The organism is Lentibacillus sp., assembly GCF_035301925.1.
Lineage (GTDB): Bacteria > Bacillota > Bacilli > Bacillales > Amphibacillaceae > Lentibacillus.
In genome coordinates this window covers 1-25,291 of the sequence record NZ_DATGTI010000024.1, presented here as the reverse complement: position 1 = coordinate 25,291, position 25,291 = coordinate 1, and the positions used below count along the sequence as shown (strand labels likewise).

The window sequence follows — 25,291 nt, the reverse complement described above, 5'->3', positions numbered from 1 at the left end:
TCAAACGTTTGTTTAACCGCCTTAGTGCCTGATAAACCATCACGTCAGAAGGATCTACCCCGATGATCGACAGGTTATTCCTCTGCTCCAGTGCATCTTTCATCGCCTTCCCTGAACCAAAACCTATCCCAAGCACATGGTCATAATCTTAAATGTCAAGAAAATTAGAAGATTAAATGTTGCTATGCTAACTGCTGATGCAGAAATTCACTGACTGAATCCGGTGTTTTTGTGTCAGCACTGTGCTGATGGGCAAGCTTTTCTCCATCTTTAAAAATCAGAATGCTCGGAATGCCCATCACTTCATATTTCTGAGCAATGCCTTCCACTTCATCATTGTTGATCTCATACCAGTCATAGTTATTGAATTCATCCATAACATCACCAATAAACATATCCATGCGTTTGCAGTCCGGGCACCAATCTGCAAAAAACTTTATAATCACCGGCACATCTGACTGGATAATTTCGTTAAACTGTTCTTCTGTATCAATGTGTTTCATTTCAGAAACCCCCTCATAACATTCTATCTATATTGTACCTATTTTGTATCCGTGTGTCTTTTAGTTTGTTTATTCCACATGTAACTGGCAGTAAGAACCCTATTGATGTTTCACTTTACTCGTATTCGACTTTTCCGAGCAGATAAGCTGCGGCCAGTCCTGATGCGAACGTAACAATACTCATTAAGACCAGCATCCCCTCTGTTGGCCAGCCCGGAAAAACAACGAAAACAGATCCTATCACCATGCCGATGATAACGGCAAATGTTCCTGTATAATAGTTATTTAAAAAGAAATTAACGAGTTTACTCATGAAAACAATACCAAGAACGATACCAGCACCAGTAACGGCAATAATATCAAACTGTAGTTCACTGATCGCGGTCATGACCGTTGTATACACACCCAAAATCAAAAGCATTAATGAGCCGCTAATACCAGGCAGAACTAATGCACTGCTCGCAATAAATCCGGAAAAAAACAGCTTAATATAAGTGGAAGTAGTCATATTTTCAATAACAGGTCCCTCATTGGCCTGCAGAAACGCTAAAGACCCCACAAGCGCAGCACCTATCAACAGTATCAAAATATGGTTAGCCTGGAATTTATTTTTTGCATCAGCTTTATGAAACAAATAGGGCACCACACCCAAAATCAGCCCCAAAAAGAAAAATTTTGTCGGTCCCGGATAATTCTCAAACAGCCACTCAATCACATGACTCAATAAAAATATAGCCGTTACAATTCCAATGCCCAGCGGAATCAAAAAGCCTAATTGTTTTTTCCAATCCTTGCTCATAAACCCATTGATCGCTGTAATCAGACGCTCATAGATCCCGAGCAGAACAGCGATAGTACCCCCGCTCACACCGGGGATGACATCACTCGCCCCCATTAGAATACCACGATAAATGTTTTTCCATTCCATTATTAAAAAGCTCCCTTGTCTAGCACTCTTATAAAAATCATAAGATAATCATATCAAACTATACTTATGAATCACATGAAAATTTTATTTCGGACGCTTCTTTTCAGACTAACGCTGTTATCGTTATCGATTATCCAAGGCGGGAATTATTCCGCTTCAATTTTGAGAAAGGCATGCTCTAACAATGAGCAAGCAAGAGATGAATGACTTTCAGACAAAGGATAGCCATTGCTAGCTTAATTGTCTTAATGGGGGCTTACTGCGGGTTTCATGAGGAATGCCCTTTATTCATTCCTCAATAAACTCCAGTTCCGGCATCCACTGGGACATATGGTCCTTGATATTCCGGTAATGTTTCTTGGTATTTTCCAATTCATCACCGGTCAATTGATACATCGGGACAACCTCAAAATTTGTCATCTTCTCAAATTTCACAAACGTTGGCAAAAACGTTGGCTCCTTTACCTTAACCATTGTTTCTCCATTTTCTGTTGCTTTCTTTATGGAAAACTTGAAAATGCCTCCGATCCGGCGGTAAAACTCATCCTGTCCGGAGAGAAAATTACCGAGTGAATAAGCAACAAGCGTCTGGTGGCCACCTTTCCCCTCAACCCAGTCAATCGGCTGCAGCACATGCGGATGATGACCTAATACGACATCCACTCCCTCGTTCGCGGCAAACTGAACAAGGTCTTTTTGCTCCGAGGTCGGCATTCGCTCATACTGCGTGCCGTAATGCAGACTTAAAACGACTGCGTCGGCCTGTTGTTTGGCCTTCTTAATTCGCTCGGACATTTCTTTTCTATCAATCAAATTCACCAAGTGATCTTTCCCATTCGGCACAGGAATACCGTTTGTTCCATAGGTGTAAGCCAGAAAAGCCACCGAAATACCTTCGTCTGTTTCGTACACACGCAGCTTATTACTGTCGGCTTCATTTCTATAGGCCCCCGTATACATCATATCAATCTTTTCCCAATGTTCGGTGGCATTCATGATTGCTTTTTCACCGCGATCCAATGTATGGTTGTTGGCAAGCGAAACAACATCAACCCCGGCCTTCTTCAGGGCATTGCCGACTGCAAAAGGACTATTAAATGCCGGATAGGTAGACAATCCAAGCGTTTCACCGCCGATCATTGTTTCCTGATTGGCAAACGTAATGGTTGAATCATTTAAATACGGCTTAACCCGCTCAAGCATCGGCATGAAGTTAAATCCGCCATCATCTGTACGGGCATCTTCATAAACTCTCTTGTGTATCAGCATGTCGCCGATGGCAGAAAGTGTTATTTCTTTATAGGCCGTATCAGGCTTTTGGTTTTTTATTTCCTGGCTCCGATCTGCTGCTTCGTGGTAATTTGCATCTTTTTGTATTTCTTGTTCATTTTCGGTGCATGCCGATAGAAACACACAGGTAATCAGCAGCAGAACAATCCAGACTAATTGCCCCTGTTTCATACATCTTTCTCCTAAGTCATTTTGCTCTTATCATAACATGAGCGCAGGCAGAAACACTAAACGAGGATGTATTTTCTCATGAACGTACTTTTCTGTCGATAAAATGAAACTTTCTGTTGATATCTTTGTTATTCTGCTGATATCCCTGCCCTTATGCTGATATTGCAGTCCTTTGCTGTTATTTCGAATGATCCCGTTCAAGCAACCGCCATTTTAAAGACGTTCAACCACCGTTGCATTGGCCATGCCCATTCCTTCACAAATTGCCAGCAAACCATAGCGGCTCTTGGAGCGTGCAAGTTCATTGACTAACGAGATTAACAGCTTTGTACCGGTCGCACCAAGCGGATGACCGAGCGCAATCGCACCGCCGTTGACATTCAGTTTTTCCGGATCGGCATTTGTTTCATTCAGCCATGCTAATGGCACCGGTGCAAATGCTTCATTCACCTCATACCGCCCCACCTGATCAATCGTGAGGCCGGCCTTATTAAGTACGCGCTTTGTCGCTTCGATCGGGCCTGTCAGCATCAGTGTCGGATCAGAACCTACGACGGCCCTGGCTACAATCCTGGCTTTCGGCTGCAGTCCCAGTTCTTCGGCCTTCTCCCGTGACATCAGCAGCACCCCGCTTGCCCCGTCACTCATCTGACTTGCATTGCCGGCTGTGATTTTGCCATTTTCCTGAAATACCGGCTTTAAACCTGCCAGCGCTTCCATCGTGGTGTCAGCACGCGGGCCTTCATCAGTCACGTTCATGTTTCCCTCGCCATTTTCATCCCCTGTTTCGACCGGGACAATTTCCTCCTTAAAATGCCCCTTTTCGATTGCCGCCAATGCCCGCTGATGACTTTCATAGGCAAATCCATCCAATTCTTCGCGGCTAAAACCCCATTTTGCGGCAATTTTCTCAGCGGATATCCCCTGATTAACAATTTCAAATTGATCGGTCAGCTTCTTACTAGGCTTGATACCCTGCATATTCGAAAACATCGGTGACCGGGTCATGCTTTCCACCCCGCCGGCAATCACGATATCCATATCACCAGAGGCAATTGCCTGTGCCCCGAAGTGAACAGCCTGCTGACTCGATCCGCACTGCCGATCAATCGTCACCCCAGGCACGTGCGATGGAAACCCAGCAATCAATGCCGCAGTACGGGCGATATTGCCGCCTTGCTCTTTCACCTGTGTTACACATCCTAAAATCACGTCTTCAATCTCTTCATTTTTCACTTTCGAGCGATCCACCAATCCACCAAGCAGCACTGCCGCTAATTCATCTGACCGATAATCCGCAAACATTCCTTTCCTACGGCCAACTGCTGTCCGGCAGCCGTCCACAATCACAACTTCCCGCATACCGCATTCGCTCCCTTTTTCTCAGAATATTGACTTCATTATATCTGCTTTTCATAAAATAGGAAACCTGCATTTTTATACTAAAAATTCAGTACGATTATTGTTAGAAAGATCGAGAAAGTTAAGAGGACAAGACTTGATTAATGTTTATCACAATTTAAACAGGGAAATGATTATTAGACTCTATTATCAGAAAGGAAGTCTAATATGCGAAAAACGCAGTATCAGCCTACAAAGGGAAAACAACTGTCAGATGCACAAGAAGTGCATTTTACAAAAGACTTTAAACAAGCAGACATTGCCGCCGGATTCCGGAGACCAAAAGTCAGGGACGCTAAGCGTGATACTCCCGAATCAAAAGAATAAATACATTAATAAATACTCTGTCCGAATCAAATGGACAGAGTATTTATTTAATTTTTTCTTTATTATATGAATATTATATTTGGTTGAAACCTTTTAGAGCTTTTTTCGTACTAACAATGGGTTATCATAATACAACATTACCGCCCGACGCCCGTTTCAAAGGGAGTATGCTGCGGACAATTGCACTGAAATAATTGGAGGACTCTATTAATGACAGAACCAGCAATGGAATTAATCGATGTCAAAAAGACAATTGGCAAGAAGGAAATAATTAAAGGATTATCATTCGAAATCCATAAGGGAGAAGTATTCGGTTTTATCGGTCCCAATGGTGCCGGAAAAACAACAACCATCCGGATGATGGTGGGATTAATGGGCCTCTCGGGCGGTGATGTACAGATACTTGGCAACAGCATCAATTCCGACTATAAAGCGGCTATCCGGGAAGTCGGCGCGATTGTCGAAAATCCGGAAATGTACTCGTTCATGACCGGGAAACAGAATTTAGGACATTACGCCCGGATGATACCCGGGGTCACTAAGAAACGTATCCAGGAAGTCATTTCGCTCGTTGGGCTGGAAATGCCAATCAATGAAAAGGCGGGAAAGTATTCACTGGGAATGCGGCAGCGGCTGGGAATTGCTCAAGCCTTGCTCCACAAGCCATCTGTCCTTATCCTCGATGAGCCCACCAATGGGCTGGACCCGGCCGGGATTCGGGAAATCCGTCAGTATATACGGAAGTTAGCGGAAGAAGAGAATGTAGCTGTTATCATTTCCAGTCATTTGCTTTCTGAAATTGAACAAATGTGTGATCGAATCGGATTGATCAAAAATGGCGAAATGATTGCGATCCAGGATGTGAATGCGGCTACCGCTGAGACAACAGCCGTTGAAGTCGAAATGGAAGCAGCGCCAATCGATCGGGCAGCTGAAGTCCTGAATAAAGAATATGATATTAACGCAACAGTCGCTAATGACCGATTATCGCTGCAAGTGGAACGCGACACGATACCGAAAATCATCCAAACGTTTGTCAGCCATGACATACAGATATACCAGGTAACCATGACGAAATCATCACTGGAAGATAAATTCTTTGATTTGATTGGGGAGAATACGATTGGGTAACTTTTTTCAGCTGCTTTTTAATGAACAGGTTAAATTATACATACGCAAATCAACATGGATTATGTATATTCTCATAGCCGCACTTGTCATAGGATTAGCCTTTCTTTCCAACTATGCTGTCGAACAGGCGGAAAAATACCAGAATGACAACTGGCGTCAAACACTGCAGGATGAAAATACGGAAATAAAAGAGCGCATGGAACAAGATAACATGACGCAATCCTTTCAATCATCCCAAATTGAGAAAAATAACTTCTATCTTGAAAATGACATTCAACCGCGCAGTTACGACGCCTGGCAGTTTGTCATGGAAAACAAATTTCTGCTTTCGCTGGTAAGTCTGTTGACTATCATAGTTGCTGCAGGTATTGTCGCAAATGAATTCAAATGGGGGACCATCAAACTATTGCTGATCCGCCCGATTACCCGCACTAAAATTCTGGCATCCAAATATGTATCCGTATTATTGTTTGCATTGTTTACTCTCTTGTTTGTACTGTTATTTTCATGGATAATTGGAGCGTTGTTTTTCGGCATAAACGGAATGGATCCCCATATCGTACTTAATCAAAGTGAAGGGTATGCACATGTTTCCATTATCGAACAGATCATCAAAGGCTATGGATTGCAGCTTGTTACACTGGTCATGATGGCTACATTTGCTTTTATGATTTCAACCATCTTCCGGCAAAGCTCGCTTGCTATCGGACTCGCCATTTTCCTTATGCTGTCCGGGAATGCGATTGTTGGCTTTTTCTCTGATTATGAATGGGCAAAATATATCCTGTTTGCCAATACGGACATGAATCAATACATCAATGGATCACCAATGTTCGAAGGTATGAGTCTTGGTTTTTCTATTGCGGTGCTGGCAGTTTATTATGTCATTTTTCTCGCCGTGTCATGGGTGTTTTTCACCAAACGGGATGTTGCAGGACACTAAAATATTAAAACAGCATATAATTATAAAATATATTATAATTGAGTAAGAGAGATATACCTGAATATCCGAGGTGTGTATCAATGAAACGTTATTTAACGAGTATATTTATACTCATCAGTGGCATCGTGCTGATTATTGGGATGGGTGTGGACCTTTATTGGAGCGGGATCGCTTCATGGGGAATAGCATTTATTTGTTTAATTTTTGCCGCATACTTCACTAAATATATTCCGAATGATAAAAACGATAAGCAGCAGTAATGTGAAACTTCAATCAGGGGGGGTACTGCCCGTTATATGCGGGATAAGGACCGGGATGCCGTAATACAACACCCCGGTCTTTCAATTTTCTGTATTGAAACGGATAATCCGCTGTTCGATTTCATCACGGATCCGCTGAAAGTCTTTCCAACGTTCAACTTCCGTTCCTTCAGCTTTGGCCGGATCATCAAAACCCCAATGCGCTTTTGGCACATGAAAAGGTGTCATTGGGCAATTATCCCGTGCATCACCGCATAATGTTACGACCAGATCAGCGTTATGAAGAACTTCCGGATCAATTGTGCTTGATTCCTGTTTGGAAATATCAACGTCAGCGTCCTGCATAGCCGTGACTGCTAGCGGATTCAAGCCATGCGCCTCGATGCCGGCACTTCGTACATCCCATTTGTCACTGAGATGTTTCTTCCCGAATCCTTCCGCCATCTGGCTGCGGCATGAATTACCCGTACAGAGAAAATAAAGAATTGGCTTTTCAGACATGCTCTCACCCCACCTCGTATAGTATATTTAAGCCCTTTTCCCGTTCATGATTGGGCTCTTCGGCACATGTTTGGGGTTTTGCGCCCATATTTTACAACAGTAACAACGTCAAATATAACCCAAACAGCGTGATAAATAACGTTGGTACGGTGAGTACAATACCCACTTTAAAATAATACCCCCATGAAATTTTGACCCCTTTTGTTTTAAGGACATGCAGCCACAGCAATGTTGCCAATGAGCCAATCGGGGTGATTTTCGGTCCCAGATCACTGCCGATTACGTTAGCATAGATCAATCCCTCTTTCAGGACACCGTTTGCATTCGTATCTGCAATCGCCAGCGCATCAATCATAACAGTCGGCATATTATTCATGATTGACGACAGGATGGCGGCAATAAAGCCCATCGACATCGTTGCAGCAAACAATCCCTGATCTGCCGCTGCATTCAGGACGCCGGAAAGGAGATCGGTCAGCCCGACGTTACGCAGCCCGTAAACAACAACATACATGCCAAGTGAGAAGAAGACGATGTCCCATGGCGCACCCTTGACGACTTTTCCGGTTTCTACAGCTTTGCTTTGACGCCCGAGCAGCAGAAAGATGATCGCAATCGTTCCGGCGATAATCGAAACCGGAATTTCGAAAAACTCACTCGTAAAATAGCCAACCAGCAATATACCAAGAACGAGCCATGATAAGCGGAACATTTTTTCATCTTTAATCGCATCCCGGGGTTCCCGCAGTTCATTCACATCATAACTGCCCGGAATATCCTTCTTGAAAAAGAAATACAGCACGAGAATGCTAGCAATCAATGAAAACAGGTTCGGAACGATCATGCGTGTTGCATATTCCAGAAAACCAATGCCAAAGAAATCTGCAGAGACAATGTTGACCAGATTACTGACAACAAACGGCAATGAAGTTGTGTCAGCAATAAATCCGCTTGCCATGATAAATGGCAATATAAAGGCATCTCTAAAGTTTAAAGCCCGGACCATTGCCAGCACGATCGGCGTCAGAATCAGCGCTGCGCCGTCATTGGCAAACAAAGCCGCAACAATCGCACCCAAAACCGATATATATATAAACATTTTCACGCCGCTTCCGCCAGCCATGCGGGCCATATGGAGTGCAGCCCATTCAAAAAAGCCGATTTCATCCAGAACAAGCGAAATCATTATAATGGCAACAAACGCCAGTGTCGCATTCCACACGATATCGGTAACGGCAATAACATCATCAAATGTGACAACACCAACAAGCAGTGCGATCAAGGCAGCAAAGCAAGCTGTATAACCGATCCCAAGGTTTTTAGGCTGCCAGATGATCAGTACTAGTGTCGCCAGAAAAATAATGATTGCTAAAATGGTTTGTAAATCCAAAACGGTTCCCCCTATGATGTGTTAACATTGGTTTATGTTTTTAGCCGTATTCATTTTGCTGGTCAATGGGAAGAAATCCAGTTCACGGTTCAAATGATAATAAATCCATTGTCCGCGCCGGTCTTCAGCTACGATTTTTGCATCTCGCAATTTTCGCAAATGCTGACTGATCGCGGCTGCGACATATCCAATGCGTCCACCATTTCACAAACACAGCACTGCCTTTGATGCAGCATCAGCACAATTGACAGACGCGTTCTGTCACCAAGCAGTTTCAGAAACGGAACCGCTTCTTCCGCGGATATACCTGTCCTTACCATAAAATCCCCATCCATATTCATATATAATATAACCGTCATATGCAATCATTTTAAATGGTGTTTTTCCTTCAATGATTCCGGTGCATCTTTCACCATCAACTGCAACAGAAAAGCTGCGACAGTTATATCATCAACGAATCCGATCAAATAGAAAAAATCCGGAATCAAGTCAAACGGGAAGACAATATAACCAATAATCAGCACGACATACAAAGTTTTTGTCACTATCTTTACTTGTGGCGAACGAAAAAAATCCATCACAAAAGGGATTGATTTATGAAATTTAAATATAAAGCCAAGTCGTTTCATGAATTTTCTCATGCGCTGATACCTGCCTTACTCTTCCTTATCTTAATGCAATCGGGAAAAATCGAATGCCCCCGTGCAAACTAAGATAGGGAGCCTTCAAAATCTCACTTCTATATACCGGCAATCTGTCAGCTCTTGACCCGTCTGGCAAAATCGACAAACTTGAATTTATCCGGACGATGCCGGGATTCAGTATATTGGAATAAACTTGTATCATCCAAAAACACCATACTCTTAATGACAACTACATTCGAATAACCTTCAAGATCCAATAATTGCCGGTCCTCCCGGGTGGGATCTTCCACCGTAAATTCTTTTCTGGCAAAGCTGATGTTCAACTTCAATTCGTTCTCCAAATAGTTATAGATGGAATCCTCGCATATCTCCTTCGTTAATGCCGGGACAAATTTCTTATTAAAATAGTCTTTATCCAAGATCACTTTTTCGCCGGAAATCTCTCTGACTCGGCAGACTTTCCATATCGGCTCATGAAGACGGATTTTCAGCTTTGATGTTAAATCCTGATCCGCCTCAATGATTGCCAGTTCATGGAGAATGGTATTTGCTTTCAAGTTTAACTTGCCGGTCAACTCTTTAAAACTGACAATCCCGGAAACAGGAAAATCAAACTTGTTCACATCGATGATAACAGAGCCTTTGCCGCGAACTTTTTGGATATAACCATCCTGCGCAAGTAAATTAAGGGCCTTTCGGATTGTTTCACGGGATGTTGCATACATTTCTGTCAGTTCATACTCCGAGGGCAACATGGAAGATTCAGCCCAGTGGTTTACTTCGATCTTTTTCACAAGATCCTGGTAAATAGTCAGATATTTTTTTTGCATCGCCAAACCTCATTACGTTATGTGATACACGACCGATTCGTATGGCCTTAGAACAAGCTGATCAAACGTTTGATCAGTATCCGGATAATTGGATATCAATACATGGATATCATCTGCCATATCGATATCGATGGGTGCCGCTGCTTCTTTCCCATAAAAATTGCTGACAACAAGTAATTTCTCGTTATTCCAGCTGCGCGTATAGGCAAAAATGCGCGCATCATCTTCAAGTAATAACTGATAGTCTCCATAGGTAATAATATCATATTGTTTGCGCAAGGACACAAGCTTTTGATAATGGGACAGAATTGAATCCGGATTATTGAGCGCGTGTTCTGCATTAACCGTTTCGTAATTGTCCGCCAATGGAATCCAGGGGTCAACAGCTGAAAACCCGGCATTTTTTCCGGCTTTCCATTGCATTGGTGTTCGTGCGTTATCACGGGATTTTTGCTTCAGGACAGCCATCATTTCCTCTTCGGTTCTCCCATTTTCACGCATTGCTTTATACGCGTTTAGTGATTCAACATCACGATAATCTTCTATCCGTTCAAACTCCGGGTTTGTCATCCCGAATTCTTCACCCTGATAAATATATGGGGTGCCTTTCATCATATGAAGAGTGGTCGCAAGCATTTTAGCGGACTCCTTGTGGTATGCTCCATCGTCACCAAAACGGGAAACCACTCTCGGCTGATCGTGATTGCACCAGAACAGTGCATTCCATCCTCCGCCTTCATGCATGCCGGCCTGCCACCTGGACAGAATCTGCTTTAATTCCAGAAAATCAAATGGTGCCTCCGTCCATTTTTCACCATCAGGATAATCCACCTTCAAATGATGAAACTGGAATGTCATATCGAGCTCCTGTCGCTCCGGCCGCGTGTAGAGAACACAGTTTTCCAATTTTGTTGAGGACATTTCCCCGACCGTCATCATGTTATAAGGTGCAAAGACCACCTTGTTCATTTCGTGCAGGTATTCGTGAATACGAGGACCATCCGTATAGAACTTGCGCCCATCGCCGGTATCATCATCAGGGAATTGCTGATTTTTTGAAATCAGATTGATCACATCAAGTCGAAAACCGTCAATTCCTTTTTCACCCCAAAACCGCATCATGTCATACAATTTTTCCCGAAGCTGTTTATTTTCCCAGTTCAGGTCTGCCTGTGTCGTATCGAACAGGTGCAAATAATACTGGCCGGTTGCCGTATCATATTGCCAGGCCGAACCGCCGAATTTGGACTGCCAATTATTCGGTGGGCTGCCGTCTTCAGATGGATCTTTCCAAATATAAAAATCACGATAAGGATTTTGTCTCGATTCTGATGCCTGCCTGAACCATTCATGCTCGGTTGACGTGTGGTTAATGACAAGATCCATAATCAGTTTCATATCCCGGCTATGCGTTTCTTCAAGCAGCTGTTCAAAATCCGCCATTGTTCCATAGTCCGGCTCAATGGAAAAATAATCACTGATATCATAGCCGTTATCATTTTGCGGGGATCTGTATACAGGTGTCAGCCAAATGACATCGACACCAAGTTCTTTTATATAATCAAGCTTCTGAATGATTCCTTGAAGATCACCCATGCCATTACCTGTTGTATCGTGAAAACTCTTAGGATATATCTGATAGACAACAGCTCTCTGCCACCATGCTTCATTCATTCTCAACACCTCACAAAATCTTATTTATTCAGTTTCCGTCTGGCTATTAGATACGTGATAATGAATGGCACTACTATCACGATAGCCATACCGATAAAGAACGACCCCATTCCGTTTGCAATAGATAAGAATCCTGGAACACCGCCTATACCAACAGACTCTGCAGTAACACGCTGCATTGTAATGAAAGCACCCGCTATGGAAGAACCGAAAACTGCAGCGACAAATGGATATTTATATTGTAAATTGACCCCAAACATTGCCGGTTCGGTGATTCCTAGCCAGGCAGAAATACCTGAGGTTCCTGCCAAACCTTTTAACTTTTCCTCTCGTGCCACCAGCATCATTGCAAATGCTGCAGCACCCTGGGCGATATTGGACAATGCCAGTATTGGCCACAGAAATGTTGAACCTGTACTTCCGATTAACTGCAAATCAACTGCAAGAAAGGTATGGTGCATCCCTGTGATTACCATTGGTGCATAAAGTGCTCCATAAACCAGACCGCCAAGAAGTGCAAACTGGTCAAATATTGCAACAAGTCCATCTGTAATCCAATTTCCGATTGCGAATGTGATTGGGCCTATAATAATAAACGTGAGAAAACCTGATACGAGTAATGCGACTGGCGCCACTATCAGTAATTGGAGTGAATCAATCACCCGTTTTTTCATGAAAATCTCAATTTTCGCCAGTACCCAAGATGCAAATAATACCGGCAGCACTTGCCCCTGATAACCGATTTTATCTACTTCAAGTCCAAACAGATTCCAAGTAGGAATTTCACCCGATTTTAAAGCTTCACCATATGACCATGCATTGAGTAAATCCGGGTGCACCATTATTAAACCAAGTACAACCCCCAGCAACTCGTTACCACCAAACCGTTTTACAGCCGACCAGCCGATTAAAGCCGGTAAAAATGTAAATGCGGTATTTGCAATGATGATGATCATATCTGCTATTCCAGCCCATTGCGGATATATTTCAATAATTGACTCATCAGAAAATACCGGATTAACTAAAATATTATTAATACCCATTAACAAACCGGCAGTTACGATCGCTGGAAGGATTGGGATAAAAATATCTGCAAGAACCTTAACGCCACGCTGCAGCCAATTTTGTTTTTTACCGACAGCTGCTTTAACTTCATCTTTTGATGCTTCGCCGATATCCGTTTCATTTACCATGGCAGCATACACTTTGTCAACTGTGCCTTGACCGATAACAACCTGGAATTGGCCGTTTGCAGAAAAAGAACCTTTTACAATGTCCATATTCTCCAGTGTATCTTTATTCACTTTATCTTCGTCAGCCAACGCAAAACGCAGCCTTGTCACGCAATGTGTTGCGACGCTGATGTTTTCCTCACCGCCGAGTGCGGCAACGATATCCTTTGCTTCGTTGCTGTATTCTCCTGCAGATGCAGCTGGTGTATCTGTTTCGTGCTCACCTTTCATCGCGGTTTTAAACAGCACGGATGAACCAGCTTCAACGGTTTTATCACCAGTCTTCTCCAGCGGTTCCAGTTCATCGCCATTCGTGACAATAACCGGCGTGATAGTCCCTTGAGCTTTTTTGAGAATAAGATTTTTATTAAATGTAATCAATGGATCTCCGGCTTTCACATAGTCTCCCTGACCGACGGAAGCCTCAAACCCTTCACCTTCCATATTGACCGTGTCAAGACCGATATGGACCAGTATTTCAACTCCCGAGTCACCCCGTATTCCTACAGCATGCTTCGTCGGAAACATTTGCACCACTTCACCGTTAATTGGTGCAACAACTTTTCCTTCACTTGGCTCAATTGCCAGCCCGTCACCCATCATTTTTTGTGAAAATGTCGGGTCGGGGACTTCCTCCAATTGTTTCACTTTACCACTGACCGGTGAATAAATTAATATTTGCTCAGTTGACACAGGATTTACCTCCCTAGTATAACGTAAATTATAACTTGTATATACAAATTCGCTTTTTAGTATAGCTTGTATAGTCATGTATTGCAAGGGCTTACAAAAAATTTCATCTAAAGTGTGGGTTCAAAAGAAGGGTAAAGTGAAACTTCATTCAGTGGAGATGTTTTTTCCGCTGAATGGTAGTTGAACAGAATCGGGCATTTAAGGTCAGTTATCCGCCGTTTTTTAGCGGGTTACTGACCATTAGATGCGGGGTAAAATGAAACTTCATTCTTCTTTTGATCTCGGTTCTGTTGATATTTTACCTTTTCTGTCGATAATTCCTTTCTTCTATCGATATCTTTTCCCTTCTGCCGACATCCAAAAAACCGCAGTAAAAAACCGGCAATAGCGTTCAATCGCCATTGCCGGTTTCTTCTGTTAAACTGATTTCTTTTTTTTAGCTGCTTTTTCGCGTTCACTATGGTTTAATATCTTTTTGCGAAGCCGGATTGTTTTCGGAGTCACTTCACAATATTCATCATCATTCAAATATTGAATCGCTTCTTCAAGGGACATATCGCGTGTTTTTCTGATGGTTGCTGTCTGGTCTTTCGTAGCTGACCGGACGTTTGTCAGGTGTTTTTCTCTAGTGATATTGACAGTCAGATCATTCTCACGGTTATGTTCCCCAACGATCATGCCGGCATAAGTCTCGGTTCCCGGTTCAACAAAAATCATGCCCCGGTCTTCCAGCTGCATTATACCGTAAGTCGACGCTTTTCCATTTTCCAAGGAAACAAGCACACCTTCGCGGCGTCCGCCAACCTGGCCTGCTGTAACCGGCTCATATGAATCAAAGGTATGGTTCAGTATGCCATAGCCCCGTGTCAATGACATAAACTCCGTCGCATATCCAATCATACCTCGGGATGGAACTTTAAATTCAATGCGCACATGGCCATTGCCCTGATTGACCATATCAATCATTTCACCTTTACGCTCACCCAGTGATTCCATGACGGGCCCGGTGTAATCTTCCGAAACATCGACTTGTACATGTTCAACCGGTTCACATTTGACGCCATCAATTTCCTTTATAATGACCTCTGGCTTTGATAATTGCAATTCGAAGCCCTCACGCCGCATGTTTTCAATTAAAATGGAAAGATGCAGTTCACCTCGACCTGAAACGGTCCAGGCATCAGGTGAATCGGTAGGCTCGACACGCAGGCTGACATCAGTTTCGAGCTGTTTCATTAAACGTTCCTCAATTTGTCTGGATGTTATATAGCTGCCTTCACTTCCGGCAAATGGACTGCTATTTGTCAAAAATGTCATCTGCAGTGTCGGCTCGTCGATACGGAGCCATGGCAGACCTTCAGGATGATCCTGCGGGCAGATCGTCTCGCCGACATTAATGTCGTCCATGCCTGCAATTGCCACGATGTCTCCGGCCTTTGCCTCTTGGATTTCGACCCGTTTCAGACCGATAAATCCGAACAATTTACTGATGCGGAACGATTTTTGCGAGCCGTCTTTTTTCAGAACAACAACCTGCTGTCCGACACTGATTTGGCCGCGGACAACACGTCCGACACCTATCCTTCCCAAATAATCATTGTAATCCAAAAGGGTAATCTGGAATTGCAATGGGTCATCTGACGTGTCCAGCGGTGCAGGAATATTATCCAATATTGTTGTAAACACCGGTTCCATTGTTTCCGCTTGCTCTTCAGGTTCTTCACCTGAGGTTCCATTCAATGCCGAAGCATAGACGACCGGGAATTCCAGCTGCTCCTCATCTGCACCAAGCTCAATAAATAAATCCAGTACTTCATCAATCACTTCATTCGGACGGGCGTTCGGACGGTCGATTTTATTTAACACCACGATCGGTGTCAGTTTTTGGTCAAGTGCTTTTTTCAAAACAAACCGGGTCTGCGGCATACAGCCCTCATAGGCGTCAACGACCAGCAGAACACCATCGACCATTTTCATAATGCGTTCCACTTCACCGCCAAAGTCGGCATGTCCCGGTGTGTCGAGAATATTAATCGCTGTGTCATTATATTTAATTGCTGTGTTTTTCGACAAAATCGTAATACCGCGTTCACGCTCAATATCGTCCGTGTCCATGGCACGGTCATCCACCTGTTCATGTTCGCGGAATGTACCTGAATACTTCAGCATCTGATCAACAAGTGTAGTCTTGCCGTGGTCAACATGGGCGATAATAGCTATGTTGCGGATATCTTCTCTTAACTGCATAAACGTACGCTCCTCTATCATTTAAGGATGACTCAAACTCTACAATTATAACATAGATAGTCATTATTGAAAAATAATCACAAACTTAGCGCCGCCAAGCGTGGAGTCTCTTACCATAATCTTACCGCCGGACTGCTCGATAATCGCCCTGGCGATCGCCAGTCCAAGCCCCGTCTCACCAGTTTTACCTTTAACAAACCTGTGGAATATATGCGGGATAAGGTCCTCTGGCACACCATTCCCGTCATCTTCAATTGTGATCGTTTTATTTTCAACAGTAATCTCTACACGGGATTTGGCATGCCGCACAGCATTAATGGTGATGTTTAACAAGGCACGAAGCAGCTTATCCTGATCTGCGAAAAAAGCACTTTCCTTATCTACAGTGTGATTCAGCTTGAGCCCCTTTTCACTGACCATTGGGAACGCCCGGTCCACAACCTGATTAATCAGCTCCGAAGCATCCATCCATTCAGGACGGTATTCCGTCTGCTCACTGTCCAATTTAGCAAGCAGTATCATTTCATTTATGATTGTTTTCAGGCGGTTAATCTCCGTCACCATCATCTCCAGACCTTTTTCCTTGTCCGCCTCTTCAAATACATTATCACGGATTCCCTCCGCATAGCCCTGGACCGTCATGAGCGGTGTTTTCAATTCATGACTGGCATTCTGGAAAAACGCCTGCTGCGATTTCATATACCGGTTAAGTTCTGTTGCCATATCATATACGCTTTGTTCGACCTCTTTAATTTCACCCGTTGCCTTCACACGGTCTATTTGATCGAATTGCCGTTTTTCAATTTTTTTCAGCTGTTTTTTTAATTTAGTCAGCGGCGTCACTAACTTATTGGTCAGCAGGTAACTGATTGGAATAGCTGCCAGAATCCCAACAAAGAAGACAAGGAGCATTCGCCTGAAGAAATCCTGCTGCACCGTCTGCAAATCAGTCAGCGGGGTCAGTAAAACCAATTCCAGTTGAGTTTGTTCCGGATAGATCAGAATACGTGAGGTGACAAACTTGCTATTCCCTATTTCCCATAAATCCTCTTGAGTTTCCACAAAATAATTATTGGCTGAAAATCCCTCGACATACTGCTGCGGCATCGTCGACATCAAAACTTGATCCTGATTCCGGTCATACAGAAATAACTGGAGGTCCTGATCTTCCAAAAAGCCGCCGAAATCCTGTATGCCTCCCTGTGAACGATATTGTTCATTCAGCACGTCAACAAGCAATTCACCCTTTTGCTGCAATTCCGTTCTTTCATTGTTTATAAGCATTCCCAAAATCATCGAATAAATGACATACCCTGTTACAGCAAGAATAACCAGCAGAAGGGAAATGAAAGCTAAATTTAATTGAGATTGAAGTTTCATCGTTATTCCTCTTCATTGCGCAACCGATAACCATATCCCCATACCGTTTCCAATGGAATATCGGTCAATTTTTTTCGAAGCCGTTTAACAAGATCGTCAACAGCACGATCACTTCCAAAGTAATCCTCACCCCAGATTTTGATGAGGAGTTCCTCCCGGGAGAATGCTCTGTTTACATTTTTGGCAAGCAGCAATAGCATATCAAATTCCTTCGTTGTAATATCTTCTTCTTCGCCGTGCCAAAAAATTCTCCGGTCACTTTCATGAATTAACAGTTCTCCTGCTTTAATCTTGTCCTGCGGTGAATGGTCATCCTGTGCTAAGGGCCGGCTCCGCTTGAGCACACGCTTAACACGGGCAATCAATTCCCGGGGACTGAATGGTTTAGTTAAATAATCATCCCCGCCCAATTCGAGCCCAAGAATCTTGTCCACTTCATCGTCTTTCGCGGAAATAATAATAATCGGTACGTCGCTTTCCTGCCGAATTTTTTTACAAAATTCGTAGCCATCCATTCCGGGCAGCATAATATCCAATATCCACAGGTCCGGCGGCTGGGTTTCCCAGAGTTCCCAGGCTTTTTCGGCAGATTCCATAGCGGTTATTTCAAAACCTTCCTTTTTCAAGTATGCCGAGACAATATTTTGGATATTATCATCATCTTCCACAACACCAATATGGTTCGTCATAAATGTTTCCTCCATCAATTTATTTTTATGATTGGCTGAGCTTAAAAACGGGAACACCACAAGTAAAATTTACACATTTTTGCCATATTCGTACCAAAATACTACCAAACGTTATGGCTATAATGAAACTTGTAATCATCATAACGCAAAGAGGTGAGATATTCATGGATTATAATAATAATTATCATCAAAATGACAATGAAAATATGAACGATGATAACCGGGAGTATACCGAGCGGGAAACAGCCGATAATACAGAGCCGGAAACGAATGGTGGTATCGCCCAATCGGCACGGCAAAATACGAAACCAAACCAGAGCGAAAAACCAAAGCGGAAAAAATCCGGGAATTTTTTGAGCGGGATCGCAGGCGGTTTAATATCAGCTATTATCGTTGTCCTGTTATTTACAACGAATATTATACCAAACAATGACAGCAGCACCAGCTCTGAAACTGGATCAAGCGACAATAATCAATCTTCCCAAACACCTGAAGTAACGGAGACGATTGCTTCAGACAATGCTGACGTTGCCTCAAGCATGGATGAAGCATCCAAGGCAGTTGTCGGAGTCACCCGCATGCAGCAGACAAATATCTGGGAGCCCAGTCAGAAATCCGGAACCGGATCAGGCATTGTCTATAAAAAAGAAAACGGCAGCGCGTATGTAGTCACTAACCATCATGTTGTCGAAGATGCTCAGGAAGTGGAAGTAGTTCTTAATGATCAAGAACACATTAAGGCAGAAGTTTTGGGTTCGGATAAGCTGAGTGATTTAGCTGTCCTGAAGGTAGACGGCTCTAAAATAGATACCGTAGCCAACCTTGGGTCCTCCAGCGATTTAAAAGTCGGTGAATCCGTCATTGCGATTGGGAACCCGCTTGGAATGGAATTTGCCAACACCTTGACAAAGGGAATTGTCAGCGGCCTGGATCGTTCTGTCAGCATCGATACAAACGGTGATAAACGACCCGATTGGGTAACAGAAGTCATTCAGACCGACGCTGCTATTAACCCCGGAAATAGCGGTGGTGCTCTGGTCAATTCCGACGGTAAGGTTATTGGCATCAACTCGATGAAAATTGCCAAGACTGCTGTTGAAGGCATTGGATTTGCCATACCGATCGACACAGCAATGCCAATCATTGAACAGCTTGAAGCGGATGGCAAAGTTGCCCGTCCATTCATCGGTATCAGTACAGCATCCATAAATAAGGTTCCACAGCAATACCGTGACCAAGTTCAGCTTCCTGAAGATGTAGAAGGCGGCATGGTTGTCGCACAGGTCGAAACAGGATCACCTGCAGAAAACGCAAACCTGCAGCAATTTGATGTAATCACGAAAATTAATGGCAATAAAATCACCTCGCTGATAGATTTGCGTAAGTATCTGTACAAAGAAACAGAAATTGGTGAAACAGTCGAACTTGAAATTTACCGGGATGGTGAAAAACAGACCGTATCTCTTGAACTCGTAGAACGCGGATCCAAGCAGTAAAGTCATACTGCTGACAGCGGGGATCTCTCATCCCCAGCTGATTGTAGTTAAACTTACTGGCAGTTGTGCTACCCGGCTATCTTCCCTTGTTTCATCCCACAGGCTTGTATCGGGAGCTTGCTGCCGGTTAGTTGTTTGAAAGAAAGATTACTCCCCCTTTAAAAACCTGCACTGTCGTTCAGCTGCAGGTTTTTTTGTGCAATGATTTGAGAACTATATTCGGCTACATGAAAAATAATAGCGGCGGTGCTCTTTCGAATTTTTACAATAGCCATTATACTTGAATCAAGTAAGTGAAAAGGAAGTGATGTTATGAAATGTCCTTCGTGCGGCCAGTATTCGGAAGAAGGCAAATTCTGCACCAATTGCGGTGCTCAGCTGGTTCCGGAACAAGAAGATATGAAGGAGACTTTTCCGGATCAGGAAGACAGTGACTTTACTGTAAACGAGGATGTTGAACAGGACAGTGAAGCCTCAGATTCATCCAGTCAGTTTACCGAAAAACTGAAAGATAGCGCTATCAATTTTGGGCATTTTTTTATCACGCTCGTGAAAAATCCAAGTGAAGCGAAAAAAGCAAACCATTCAGACACAATCTCAGGCATCATAGCGATTCTGTTATTTTCATTTCTTTTGTCAGTGAGCTATCATTTTCTGCTTAATGCCATTCCGGCGGGATTCTTCACTAATATTTCATTGATTGAAAGCTTAATTCTGCCATTTATCACGTTTGTATTGCTGCAGGCTCTAATTGCGGGGTTGACGTTTGCCGGTGCGAAATTATCCGCTCAGGCTGTCACCTTCCCAGGTATTATAGCCAAATACGGTGCTTATTTAATTCCTTTTCTGCTTTTTTATGCGGCGGGTCTGATTTTTTCGTTCATTGGCCTGTCGGCATTAGCCGGGATTCTTATCCTGGTAAGTATTCTGGGATTATTATTGTTAGCTCCCACATTCATCTTACTGGAACAGCCGGCGGAAGGATTTGACCGATTATATGTGCTGTTGGGGCTATACATAATCGTCATCATGGCCTTTGCCTTTTTCTCACAGGCATTTCTGAGTTCAATCCTTGGGAACATGATGGATACGATGTTCCGCGGGTTTTAAAACAGCATGAAAAACAGGCACTGATCAATAGGTGATCCGGGCCTGTTTTTCTTATGTGATATACTAATTTTCCCTGCTTTTATGAGGGAGATTTTACCCAAAAAAGAAATCAAATATGTTGCTTCCTGCTGAACTTTTCTTGTTATAGAATTCCGAGTATCCACAGTTTTTGCACGAAACAACGATAAACTGGTTACTTTGCACATCAAACATTTTCGATAAGCCTGTCCCAGTCATGGCTACATCTTTCTGTTCTGCGTCTGTGCTGCCGCATTTAATACATCCGCGGTTGTCTTCCATTTATATCATCTCCTTATGATGCTATACGAACACGGAGATCATATGGTTTCACACCCTAAGCAAATCAACACTATTCTTCGTATTTATTATGATTTGGAGTCACACCGGTAAAATTCCCGTCCCGGTCAGCTGCCAAAAAACCTTCCTCATCGGTGACACTTCCGATATTCTCATCACTGTTCGGATACATTTCATCATAGTCGTCACGATCACCGTAAAAATCCGATGCTGTTTCCGACGTGCCGTAGCGGCTAACTTCCTGCCACGCATCTTCCGCATCGTAGCCCGTTTGTTCTTCCCCGGTTATCTCATCGGGGTTGATATTTGGGCTGAAAACACCCTCCTCAACCGGCCGGTCATCCTTAGCATGATTATACAGATCCTCGGCGTGCTCAAAACAGCGGTCAGCCGTTGGAACAGCCTCCAGCCGCTCAAATGGTATGTCTCTCCCGCACTCGCTGCAGATGCCATAGGTGCCGTCCGCAATCGCATGCAGAGCTGCATTGATATCCTGCAGTTCATTTTCCGCATGTTCATTCAACGCGATATCCTTTTCGCGCTCAAACATCTCAGTTCCCATATCACCGGGGTGATTATCATAATTGGATAATTCATCCATTGATTGTTTCGTCATTTCAAGTGAAGTTCCAAAATGGTCCTGCACCTGACTGATTAATCTGTTTTGCCGCTCCAGCAGCGTGTTTTTACATTGTTTAAGCTGATCATTTGTAATCATAGCCGTCAGCCTCCATTTTTCTAAAAATGAACCGCTAACCATACTATGTGTCGATTTAACTGAATGATACTTTAATTACGCTTCCATATCATGTCAATGCAACGCAATTATATGTGCATTTGATTATTTTTATCCAAAGCAAGCGTAATGGTTGCACCTGCTATCGTCTGGTACCTCTTAAATCCGACTTAACGACAGATTAAATATTTATTCATTGATAATGTAATTTTTCCTCGATTCCAGCTGATGCCGATTTAAGAAATATTTAATGTCTGGTTAATAAATTATTTATTTTTACCAGGTAAGCTTAACCTGAACTATTAAGGAAGGTGATTAAATGAGAACTGCAGGGCGATGGTTTTATTTCATTTTCGCAATAATATTTTTACTGTGCAGTCTGGTGCAATTTTTTCTGGCAGGTATGGCCATTTTTGGAGGAGGTCAGTTTTGGACTGATCATAAAATGGTTGCTCACTTATTTGGATTAAATATTCCAATCTTCATGATGGTCAGTGCATTCATGGGCAATGCCAAAAAGAAAGAATATTTTTCCATCTTGGGATTATTAATACTGATTATCACCATGTATGCAACGGCCAACCTGGGCTTTCGTCATTCGTTTTTTGGGGCACTGCATCCTATTTTGGGCGTGTTAATTATCGTGTTATCAATGTTGAATGTATATCGTTCAAAAATTCTATTAGGAAAGAGTGAGATATGATGCGTTTAGTTATACTGGTTATTTTGGGGCTTATCGGCGGCTACTTTCTCGGAAGTATCATTTTTAGATTAATGGCCGGGTTTGGCGTTAATGTTTCAGGGATGCCGCTAATCTTTATGTTTTTTCCTTATTTAACAGGGATCATTTTAGCAATATTATTGCCGGTTATTGATAAAAAGAATAGACAAAACTAAAAGCAGAGGCAACACCTCTGCTTGCGTTTTTAATTTGATTTTAAAAAGCGGTACCCCACTCCCCAAATTGTTTCAATATACTTCGGACTGGAAGGGGATGGTTCGATTTTCTCCCTTATCTTCCGGATATGCACCGTCACAGTTGTTAGATCCCCCATTGAATCAATACCCCATATCCGTTCAAATAAATGATCCTTGCTGAACACTCTGTTTGGATTTGTTGCCAGAAAGACCAGCAGATCAAACTCCTTGGCAGTGAATGTCTTTTCCTCATCATTGACAAAAACCCGTCGTGAATCACGGTCTATGAATAACCCTTCCACATAGATTGTGTTTGATTCACTATTACGGCTCACCAAGCGTTCATACCGGTTTAAATGGGCTTTCACTCTGGCAACAAGCTCATTGGGATTAAACGGTTTTACAATATAGTCATCAGCACCCCGGTCAAACCCGCGTATTTTATCGATATCCTCTTTTCTGGCCGTTATCATTAAAATCGGAATGTCAAAAGTTTTTCTGAGCTTTTCACATAATTCAAATCCATCAATCCCAGGCAGCATTAAATCAAGCAAAATCAGATTATATGCATTTGATTCTGCCATTTGCAATCCTTCCTCACCGGTAGTCGCAATATCACTGGAAAATCCATTGACCTCCAGGTAATCCCGTTCTAATTCTGCAATACTTAACTCGTCCTCAATGATCAAAATTTTTTGCATTACGTCACCTTCTTAAGGGTAAAGTTAATACTTGTGCCTTCACCTGGCTGACTATCAGCCCAAATGGTTCCGCCATGTTCATCAATGATTTTCCTTACAATGGATAATCCCAGTCCACTGCCGCCGGTGCTGGAATTTCTTGATGAATCTGTACGATAAAAGCTTTCAAAAATGAATGGAAGGTCATCTTTTGATATGCCGCTTCCATTATCTTCTATCTTTACAACAACCCGATCTGATTCAGATGTTAACTGGACATGAATCTGTTTATGTTTTTTATCCATATATTTCAGACTATTTTGGGTGATATTCGTAATAACCCGTTTTAACTGGTCCCGATCAGCTTTTACCGTATAAGACCTATCTTCATCCGCAGAAAACACTGCAGTGCCCGTTTCCATATTAAAATTCGATTCATCAATAAAGTCAGTAAAAAAAGTATAAAGGTCTATTTCTTCAAACTTAAATGGTGCATGTCCCAAATCTAATTTAGAATATAAAAAAAGTTCATCAATTAAACCATCCATATCGTTTGCCTTGTTATAAATTGTTTCCATGTAACGTTCCAGTTTTTTCGGTGTATTGGCCACGCCGTCCTGAATGCCTGTGACATAGCCTTTTATTGAAGTTAAAGGTGTTTTCAAATCATGAGAAATACTGGCGATCAGTTCTTTGCGGTTTTCCTCATATCGCGCCTGTGCAGCTTTCGCCTCTTTTAAATCCAGCCGCATCTTTTCAAATGAATTGGATAGCTCACCAAGTTCATCTTTTTTACTTGATGCCACACTAAAATCCAAATCCCCCTCACTGATTTTTCGAGATGCGTTGGATAGATTCCTGATCGGTTTGATAATGCTTTTTGATACAAAATAAGTCAGTAGCCCATTTGTCACGATTAAAATAATTAACATGCCGATAAATCGAAGGCTGATGAATAAATTCTGCTCGGTTCCTTGCGGGTTGCCGTCAAAAACAATAAATAATAAATAGCCAAGAAATATTTCAAGTATCAGGACGGAAAAAACCGGAATAATAACCATTCCTATATTGGATAAAATCAATCGTTTTCTGATCGACAATGCTACCACCTGTTTCTTTATAACTATGTAAGGAAACTATACATTGGCTGCTGATTGTTTTCAACAGCCAATGCATAGTCTGCTTCCCGAGTCTAAGCTCTCGTGGCTCAGCGTTGCCGCGCATCGCGGCGGTTTTAGCCGATTTGCCCCACTGCCCGCAGGAGATAAAGGAAACAAGCCCCCTCATAGGGGGTATGCCGACGTTTGGCGCAAAGCCCGGGTTTAGTCGGCCTTCCTTGAACTTCTGGAGCCGCTGCTGACTTATCGGACGGAGGTGAGGGAAGTCTCGCTACAGCTTTAGCGCTGGAGCCGGATGAAGCTTATCTCGCCAATTAAATTATACCGCTAAGCTTTATACTTCTTATCCTATTAAAAAATGCCCGAAACGCTTTGATAAGCCTTAGGGCATTTTTTAATCTTCCTTTTCCCAGATCATATCGATATGACAAATCCCGTCGTCATAATAAGGCTCGGAAATTTGCCGGAATCCAAGCTTAGAATAAAAATAGTTTAAATGTTCCTGGGCTTCGATTTTGATCAGCGGTTCATGCCACTGATCGTAAATATAATCAATGGCTTTTTGCATAATTTTGCTGGCATAACCGCGGCCGCGATACTTTTCTGCGACCGCTACCCTGCCAATGGACGGCTCTTTAAAAATGGTATTCCCTGGTAACATCCGGACATTGGCAACTATTT

27 protein-coding genes are annotated in these 25,291 nt (G+C 42.9%); 8 read left to right on the top strand and 19 right to left on the bottom strand.

Going from position 1 to position 25,291, the window contains the following annotated elements; genetic code table 11:
* Positions 1-182 precede the first annotated feature (182 nt).
* From VK080_RS02545 to VK080_RS02530, 4 genes are all read right to left on the bottom strand, one after another.
* Positions 183-503 carry a thioredoxin family protein gene (locus VK080_RS02545; RefSeq protein ID WP_324223232.1) on the bottom strand — a complete coding sequence of 107 codons (321 nt, stop codon included), beginning with the start codon at positions 501-503 and terminating at the stop codon, positions 183-185.
* Positions 504-618: 115 nt separating this feature from the next.
* Positions 619-1,431, bottom strand: a complete 813-nt coding sequence (locus VK080_RS02540; protein ID WP_324223231.1) for a DUF368 domain-containing protein — start codon at positions 1,429-1,431, stop codon at positions 619-621.
* A 288-nt stretch (positions 1,432-1,719) separates the two neighbouring features.
* Positions 1,720-2,892: a CapA family protein gene (locus VK080_RS02535; protein WP_324223230.1), complete on the bottom strand. Its 1,173-nt coding sequence runs from the start codon at positions 2,890-2,892 to the stop codon at positions 1,720-1,722.
* A 213-nt stretch (positions 2,893-3,105) separates the two neighbouring features.
* Positions 3,106-4,254, bottom strand: coding sequence for a thiolase family protein (locus VK080_RS02530; RefSeq protein ID WP_324223229.1), 1,149 nt, complete (start codon positions 4,252-4,254; stop codon positions 3,106-3,108).
* Between the two features lie 207 nt (positions 4,255-4,461).
* Here VK080_RS02530 and VK080_RS02525 point away from each other — a divergent pair, with 207 nt between their 5' ends.
* From VK080_RS02525 to VK080_RS02510, 4 genes are all read left to right on the top strand, one after another.
* Positions 4,462-4,620 (top strand): YfhE family protein, encoded by a 159-nt coding sequence (locus VK080_RS02525; protein WP_324223228.1) that lies wholly within the window; start codon positions 4,462-4,464, stop codon positions 4,618-4,620.
* A gap of 210 nt (positions 4,621-4,830) precedes the next feature.
* Positions 4,831-5,751 (top strand): ABC transporter ATP-binding protein, encoded by a 921-nt coding sequence (locus VK080_RS02520; protein WP_324223227.1) that lies wholly within the window; start codon positions 4,831-4,833, stop codon positions 5,749-5,751.
* Positions 5,744-6,694, top strand: a complete 951-nt coding sequence (locus VK080_RS02515) for an ABC transporter permease (protein WP_324223226.1) — start codon at positions 5,744-5,746, stop codon at positions 6,692-6,694. The genes VK080_RS02520 and VK080_RS02515 overlap by 8 nt, the downstream gene beginning before the upstream one ends.
* Positions 6,695-6,774: 80 nt before the next feature.
* Entirely contained in the window at positions 6,775-6,954 is a 180-nt protein-coding gene (locus VK080_RS02510) for a hypothetical protein (protein ID WP_324223225.1), read from the top strand.
* Between the two features lie 81 nt (positions 6,955-7,035).
* On the opposite strand, the gene arsC is transcribed toward VK080_RS02510, so the two are convergent.
* The 10 genes from arsC to VK080_RS02460 form a co-directional block, all read right to left on the bottom strand.
* Positions 7,036-7,455 carry an arsenate reductase (thioredoxin) gene (arsC, locus tag VK080_RS02505; protein ID WP_324223224.1) on the bottom strand — a complete coding sequence of 140 codons (420 nt, stop codon included), beginning with the start codon at positions 7,453-7,455 and terminating at the stop codon, positions 7,036-7,038.
* 91 nt (positions 7,456-7,546) lie between these two features.
* Entirely contained in the window at positions 7,547-8,845 is a 1,299-nt protein-coding gene (locus VK080_RS02500; protein ID WP_324223223.1) for an arsenic transporter, read from the bottom strand.
* Positions 8,846-8,973: 128 nt separating this feature from the next.
* Entirely contained in the window at positions 8,974-9,165 is a 192-nt protein-coding gene (locus VK080_RS15980; protein WP_414672203.1) for an ArsR/SmtB family transcription factor, read from the bottom strand.
* A gap of 45 nt (positions 9,166-9,210) precedes the next feature.
* On the bottom strand, positions 9,211-9,486 hold the full coding sequence (locus VK080_RS02490) for a YkvA family protein (protein ID WP_324223222.1): 276 nt from the start codon (positions 9,484-9,486) through the stop codon (positions 9,211-9,213).
* 116 nt (positions 9,487-9,602) lie between these two features.
* The gene (treR, locus tag VK080_RS02485) at positions 9,603-10,319 is read right to left on the bottom strand and encodes a trehalose operon repressor (RefSeq protein ID WP_324223221.1); all 717 of its coding nucleotides are present in this window, start codon (positions 10,317-10,319) and stop codon (positions 9,603-9,605) included.
* A 12-nt stretch (positions 10,320-10,331) separates the two neighbouring features.
* Entirely contained in the window at positions 10,332-11,993 is a 1,662-nt protein-coding gene (treC, locus tag VK080_RS02480) for an alpha,alpha-phosphotrehalase (protein ID WP_324223220.1), read from the bottom strand.
* 20 nt (positions 11,994-12,013) lie between these two features.
* Positions 12,014-13,918: a PTS system trehalose-specific EIIBC component gene (gene treP, locus VK080_RS02475; RefSeq protein WP_324223219.1), complete on the bottom strand. Its 1,905-nt coding sequence runs from the start codon at positions 13,916-13,918 to the stop codon at positions 12,014-12,016.
* Between the two features lie 417 nt (positions 13,919-14,335).
* Positions 14,336-16,165 (bottom strand): translational GTPase TypA, encoded by a 1,830-nt coding sequence (typA, locus tag VK080_RS02470; protein ID WP_324223218.1) that lies wholly within the window; start codon positions 16,163-16,165, stop codon positions 14,336-14,338.
* 63 nt (positions 16,166-16,228) lie between these two features.
* Positions 16,229-17,545 (bottom strand): HAMP domain-containing sensor histidine kinase, encoded by a 1,317-nt coding sequence (locus tag VK080_RS02465; protein ID WP_324223217.1) that lies wholly within the window; start codon positions 17,543-17,545, stop codon positions 16,229-16,231.
* A 2-nt stretch (positions 17,546-17,547) separates the two neighbouring features.
* Complete coding sequence (locus VK080_RS02460; RefSeq protein WP_324223216.1) at positions 17,548-18,234, bottom strand: response regulator transcription factor; 687 nt, start codon at positions 18,232-18,234, stop codon at positions 17,548-17,550.
* Positions 18,235-18,398: 164 nt separating this feature from the next.
* Between VK080_RS02460 and VK080_RS02455 the strand changes: the two genes are divergently transcribed.
* A complete protein-coding gene (locus VK080_RS02455; protein ID WP_324223215.1) occupies positions 18,399-19,730 on the top strand; it encodes a S1C family serine protease in 1,332 nt (443 codons plus the stop codon).
* Positions 19,731-20,042: 312 nt separating this feature from the next.
* On the top strand, positions 20,043-20,840 hold the full coding sequence (locus VK080_RS02450) for a zinc ribbon domain-containing protein (RefSeq protein ID WP_324223214.1): 798 nt from the start codon (positions 20,043-20,045) through the stop codon (positions 20,838-20,840).
* A gap of 93 nt (positions 20,841-20,933) precedes the next feature.
* On the opposite strand, the gene VK080_RS02445 is transcribed toward VK080_RS02450, so the two are convergent.
* Both VK080_RS02445 and VK080_RS02440 read right to left on the bottom strand, forming a co-directional pair.
* Entirely contained in the window at positions 20,934-21,140 is a 207-nt protein-coding gene (locus tag VK080_RS02445; protein ID WP_324223213.1) for a zinc ribbon domain-containing protein, read from the bottom strand.
* A 70-nt stretch (positions 21,141-21,210) separates the two neighbouring features.
* Positions 21,211-21,876 carry a TraR/DksA C4-type zinc finger protein gene (locus tag VK080_RS02440; RefSeq protein ID WP_324223212.1) on the bottom strand — a complete coding sequence of 222 codons (666 nt, stop codon included), beginning with the start codon at positions 21,874-21,876 and terminating at the stop codon, positions 21,211-21,213.
* A 337-nt stretch (positions 21,877-22,213) separates the two neighbouring features.
* Between VK080_RS02440 and VK080_RS02435 the strand changes: the two genes are divergently transcribed.
* Positions 22,214-22,597: a DUF6220 domain-containing protein gene (locus VK080_RS02435; RefSeq protein WP_324223211.1), complete on the top strand. Its 384-nt coding sequence runs from the start codon at positions 22,214-22,216 to the stop codon at positions 22,595-22,597.
* Entirely contained in the window at positions 22,594-22,791 is a 198-nt protein-coding gene (locus VK080_RS02430; protein WP_324223210.1) for a DUF5957 family protein, read from the top strand. The genes VK080_RS02435 and VK080_RS02430 overlap by 4 nt, the downstream gene beginning before the upstream one ends.
* A 29-nt stretch (positions 22,792-22,820) precedes the next feature.
* Here VK080_RS02430 and VK080_RS02425 read toward each other — a convergent pair whose 3' ends face one another.
* From VK080_RS02425 to VK080_RS02415, 3 genes are all read right to left on the bottom strand, one after another.
* Complete coding sequence (locus tag VK080_RS02425) at positions 22,821-23,513, bottom strand: response regulator transcription factor (protein WP_324223209.1); 693 nt, start codon at positions 23,511-23,513, stop codon at positions 22,821-22,823.
* On the bottom strand, positions 23,513-24,592 hold the full coding sequence (locus tag VK080_RS02420) for a HAMP domain-containing sensor histidine kinase (RefSeq protein ID WP_324223208.1): 1,080 nt from the start codon (positions 24,590-24,592) through the stop codon (positions 23,513-23,515). The genes VK080_RS02425 and VK080_RS02420 overlap by 1 nt, the downstream gene beginning before the upstream one ends.
* A 412-nt stretch (positions 24,593-25,004) precedes the next feature.
* Positions 25,005-25,291: GNAT family N-acetyltransferase (locus VK080_RS02415; RefSeq protein WP_324223207.1), on the bottom strand; the 287-nt coding region annotated here is incomplete at its 5' end.

Coding starts and splice junctions, on each gene's coding strand:
- VK080_RS02440 (WP_324223212.1), bottom strand. CDS start 21,876: ATGATTACAAATGATCAGCTTAAACAATGTAAAAACACGCTGCTGGAG.
- VK080_RS02450 (WP_324223214.1), top strand. CDS start 20,043: ATGAAATGTCCTTCGTGCGGCCAGTATTCGGAAGAAGGCAAATTCTGC.
- VK080_RS02460 (WP_324223216.1), bottom strand. CDS start 18,234: ATGACGAACCATATTGGTGTTGTGGAAGATGATGATAATATCCAAAAT.
- VK080_RS02430 (WP_324223210.1), top strand. CDS start 22,594: ATGATGCGTTTAGTTATACTGGTTATTTTGGGGCTTATCGGCGGCTAC.
- VK080_RS02545 (WP_324223232.1), bottom strand. CDS start 503: ATGAAACACATTGATACAGAAGAACAGTTTAACGAAATTATCCAGTCA.
- VK080_RS02455 (WP_324223215.1), top strand. CDS start 18,399: ATGGATTATAATAATAATTATCATCAAAATGACAATGAAAATATGAAC.
- VK080_RS02465 (WP_324223217.1), bottom strand. CDS start 17,545: ATGAAACTTCAATCTCAATTAAATTTAGCTTTCATTTCCCTTCTGCTG.
- typA (WP_324223218.1), bottom strand. CDS start 16,165: ATGCAGTTAAGAGAAGATATCCGCAACATAGCTATTATCGCCCATGTT.
- VK080_RS02490 (WP_324223222.1), bottom strand. CDS start 9,486: ATGAGAAAATTCATGAAACGACTTGGCTTTATATTTAAATTTCATAAA.
- VK080_RS02540 (WP_324223231.1), bottom strand. CDS start 1,431: ATGGAATGGAAAAACATTTATCGTGGTATTCTAATGGGGGCGAGTGAT.
- VK080_RS02535 (WP_324223230.1), bottom strand. CDS start 2,892: ATGAAACAGGGGCAATTAGTCTGGATTGTTCTGCTGCTGATTACCTGT.
- arsC (WP_324223224.1), bottom strand. CDS start 7,455: ATGTCTGAAAAGCCAATTCTTTATTTTCTCTGTACGGGTAATTCATGC.
- VK080_RS02520 (WP_324223227.1), top strand. CDS start 4,831: ATGACAGAACCAGCAATGGAATTAATCGATGTCAAAAAGACAATTGGC.
- VK080_RS02510 (WP_324223225.1), top strand. CDS start 6,775: ATGAAACGTTATTTAACGAGTATATTTATACTCATCAGTGGCATCGTG.
- treC (WP_324223220.1), bottom strand. CDS start 11,993: ATGAATGAAGCATGGTGGCAGAGAGCTGTTGTCTATCAGATATATCCT.
- VK080_RS02445 (WP_324223213.1), bottom strand. CDS start 21,140: ATGGAAGACAACCGCGGATGTATTAAATGCGGCAGCACAGACGCAGAA.
- VK080_RS02530 (WP_324223229.1), bottom strand. CDS start 4,254: ATGCGGGAAGTTGTGATTGTGGACGGCTGCCGGACAGCAGTTGGCCGT.
- VK080_RS02425 (WP_324223209.1), bottom strand. CDS start 23,513: ATGCAAAAAATTTTGATCATTGAGGACGAGTTAAGTATTGCAGAATTA.
- VK080_RS02525 (WP_324223228.1), top strand. CDS start 4,462: ATGCGAAAAACGCAGTATCAGCCTACAAAGGGAAAACAACTGTCAGAT.
- VK080_RS15980 (WP_414672203.1), bottom strand. CDS start 9,165: ATGGTAAGGACAGGTATATCCGCGGAAGAAGCGGTTCCGTTTCTGAAA.
- treR (WP_324223221.1), bottom strand. CDS start 10,319: ATGCAAAAAAAATATCTGACTATTTACCAGGATCTTGTGAAAAAGATC.
- VK080_RS02435 (WP_324223211.1), top strand. CDS start 22,214: ATGAGAACTGCAGGGCGATGGTTTTATTTCATTTTCGCAATAATATTT.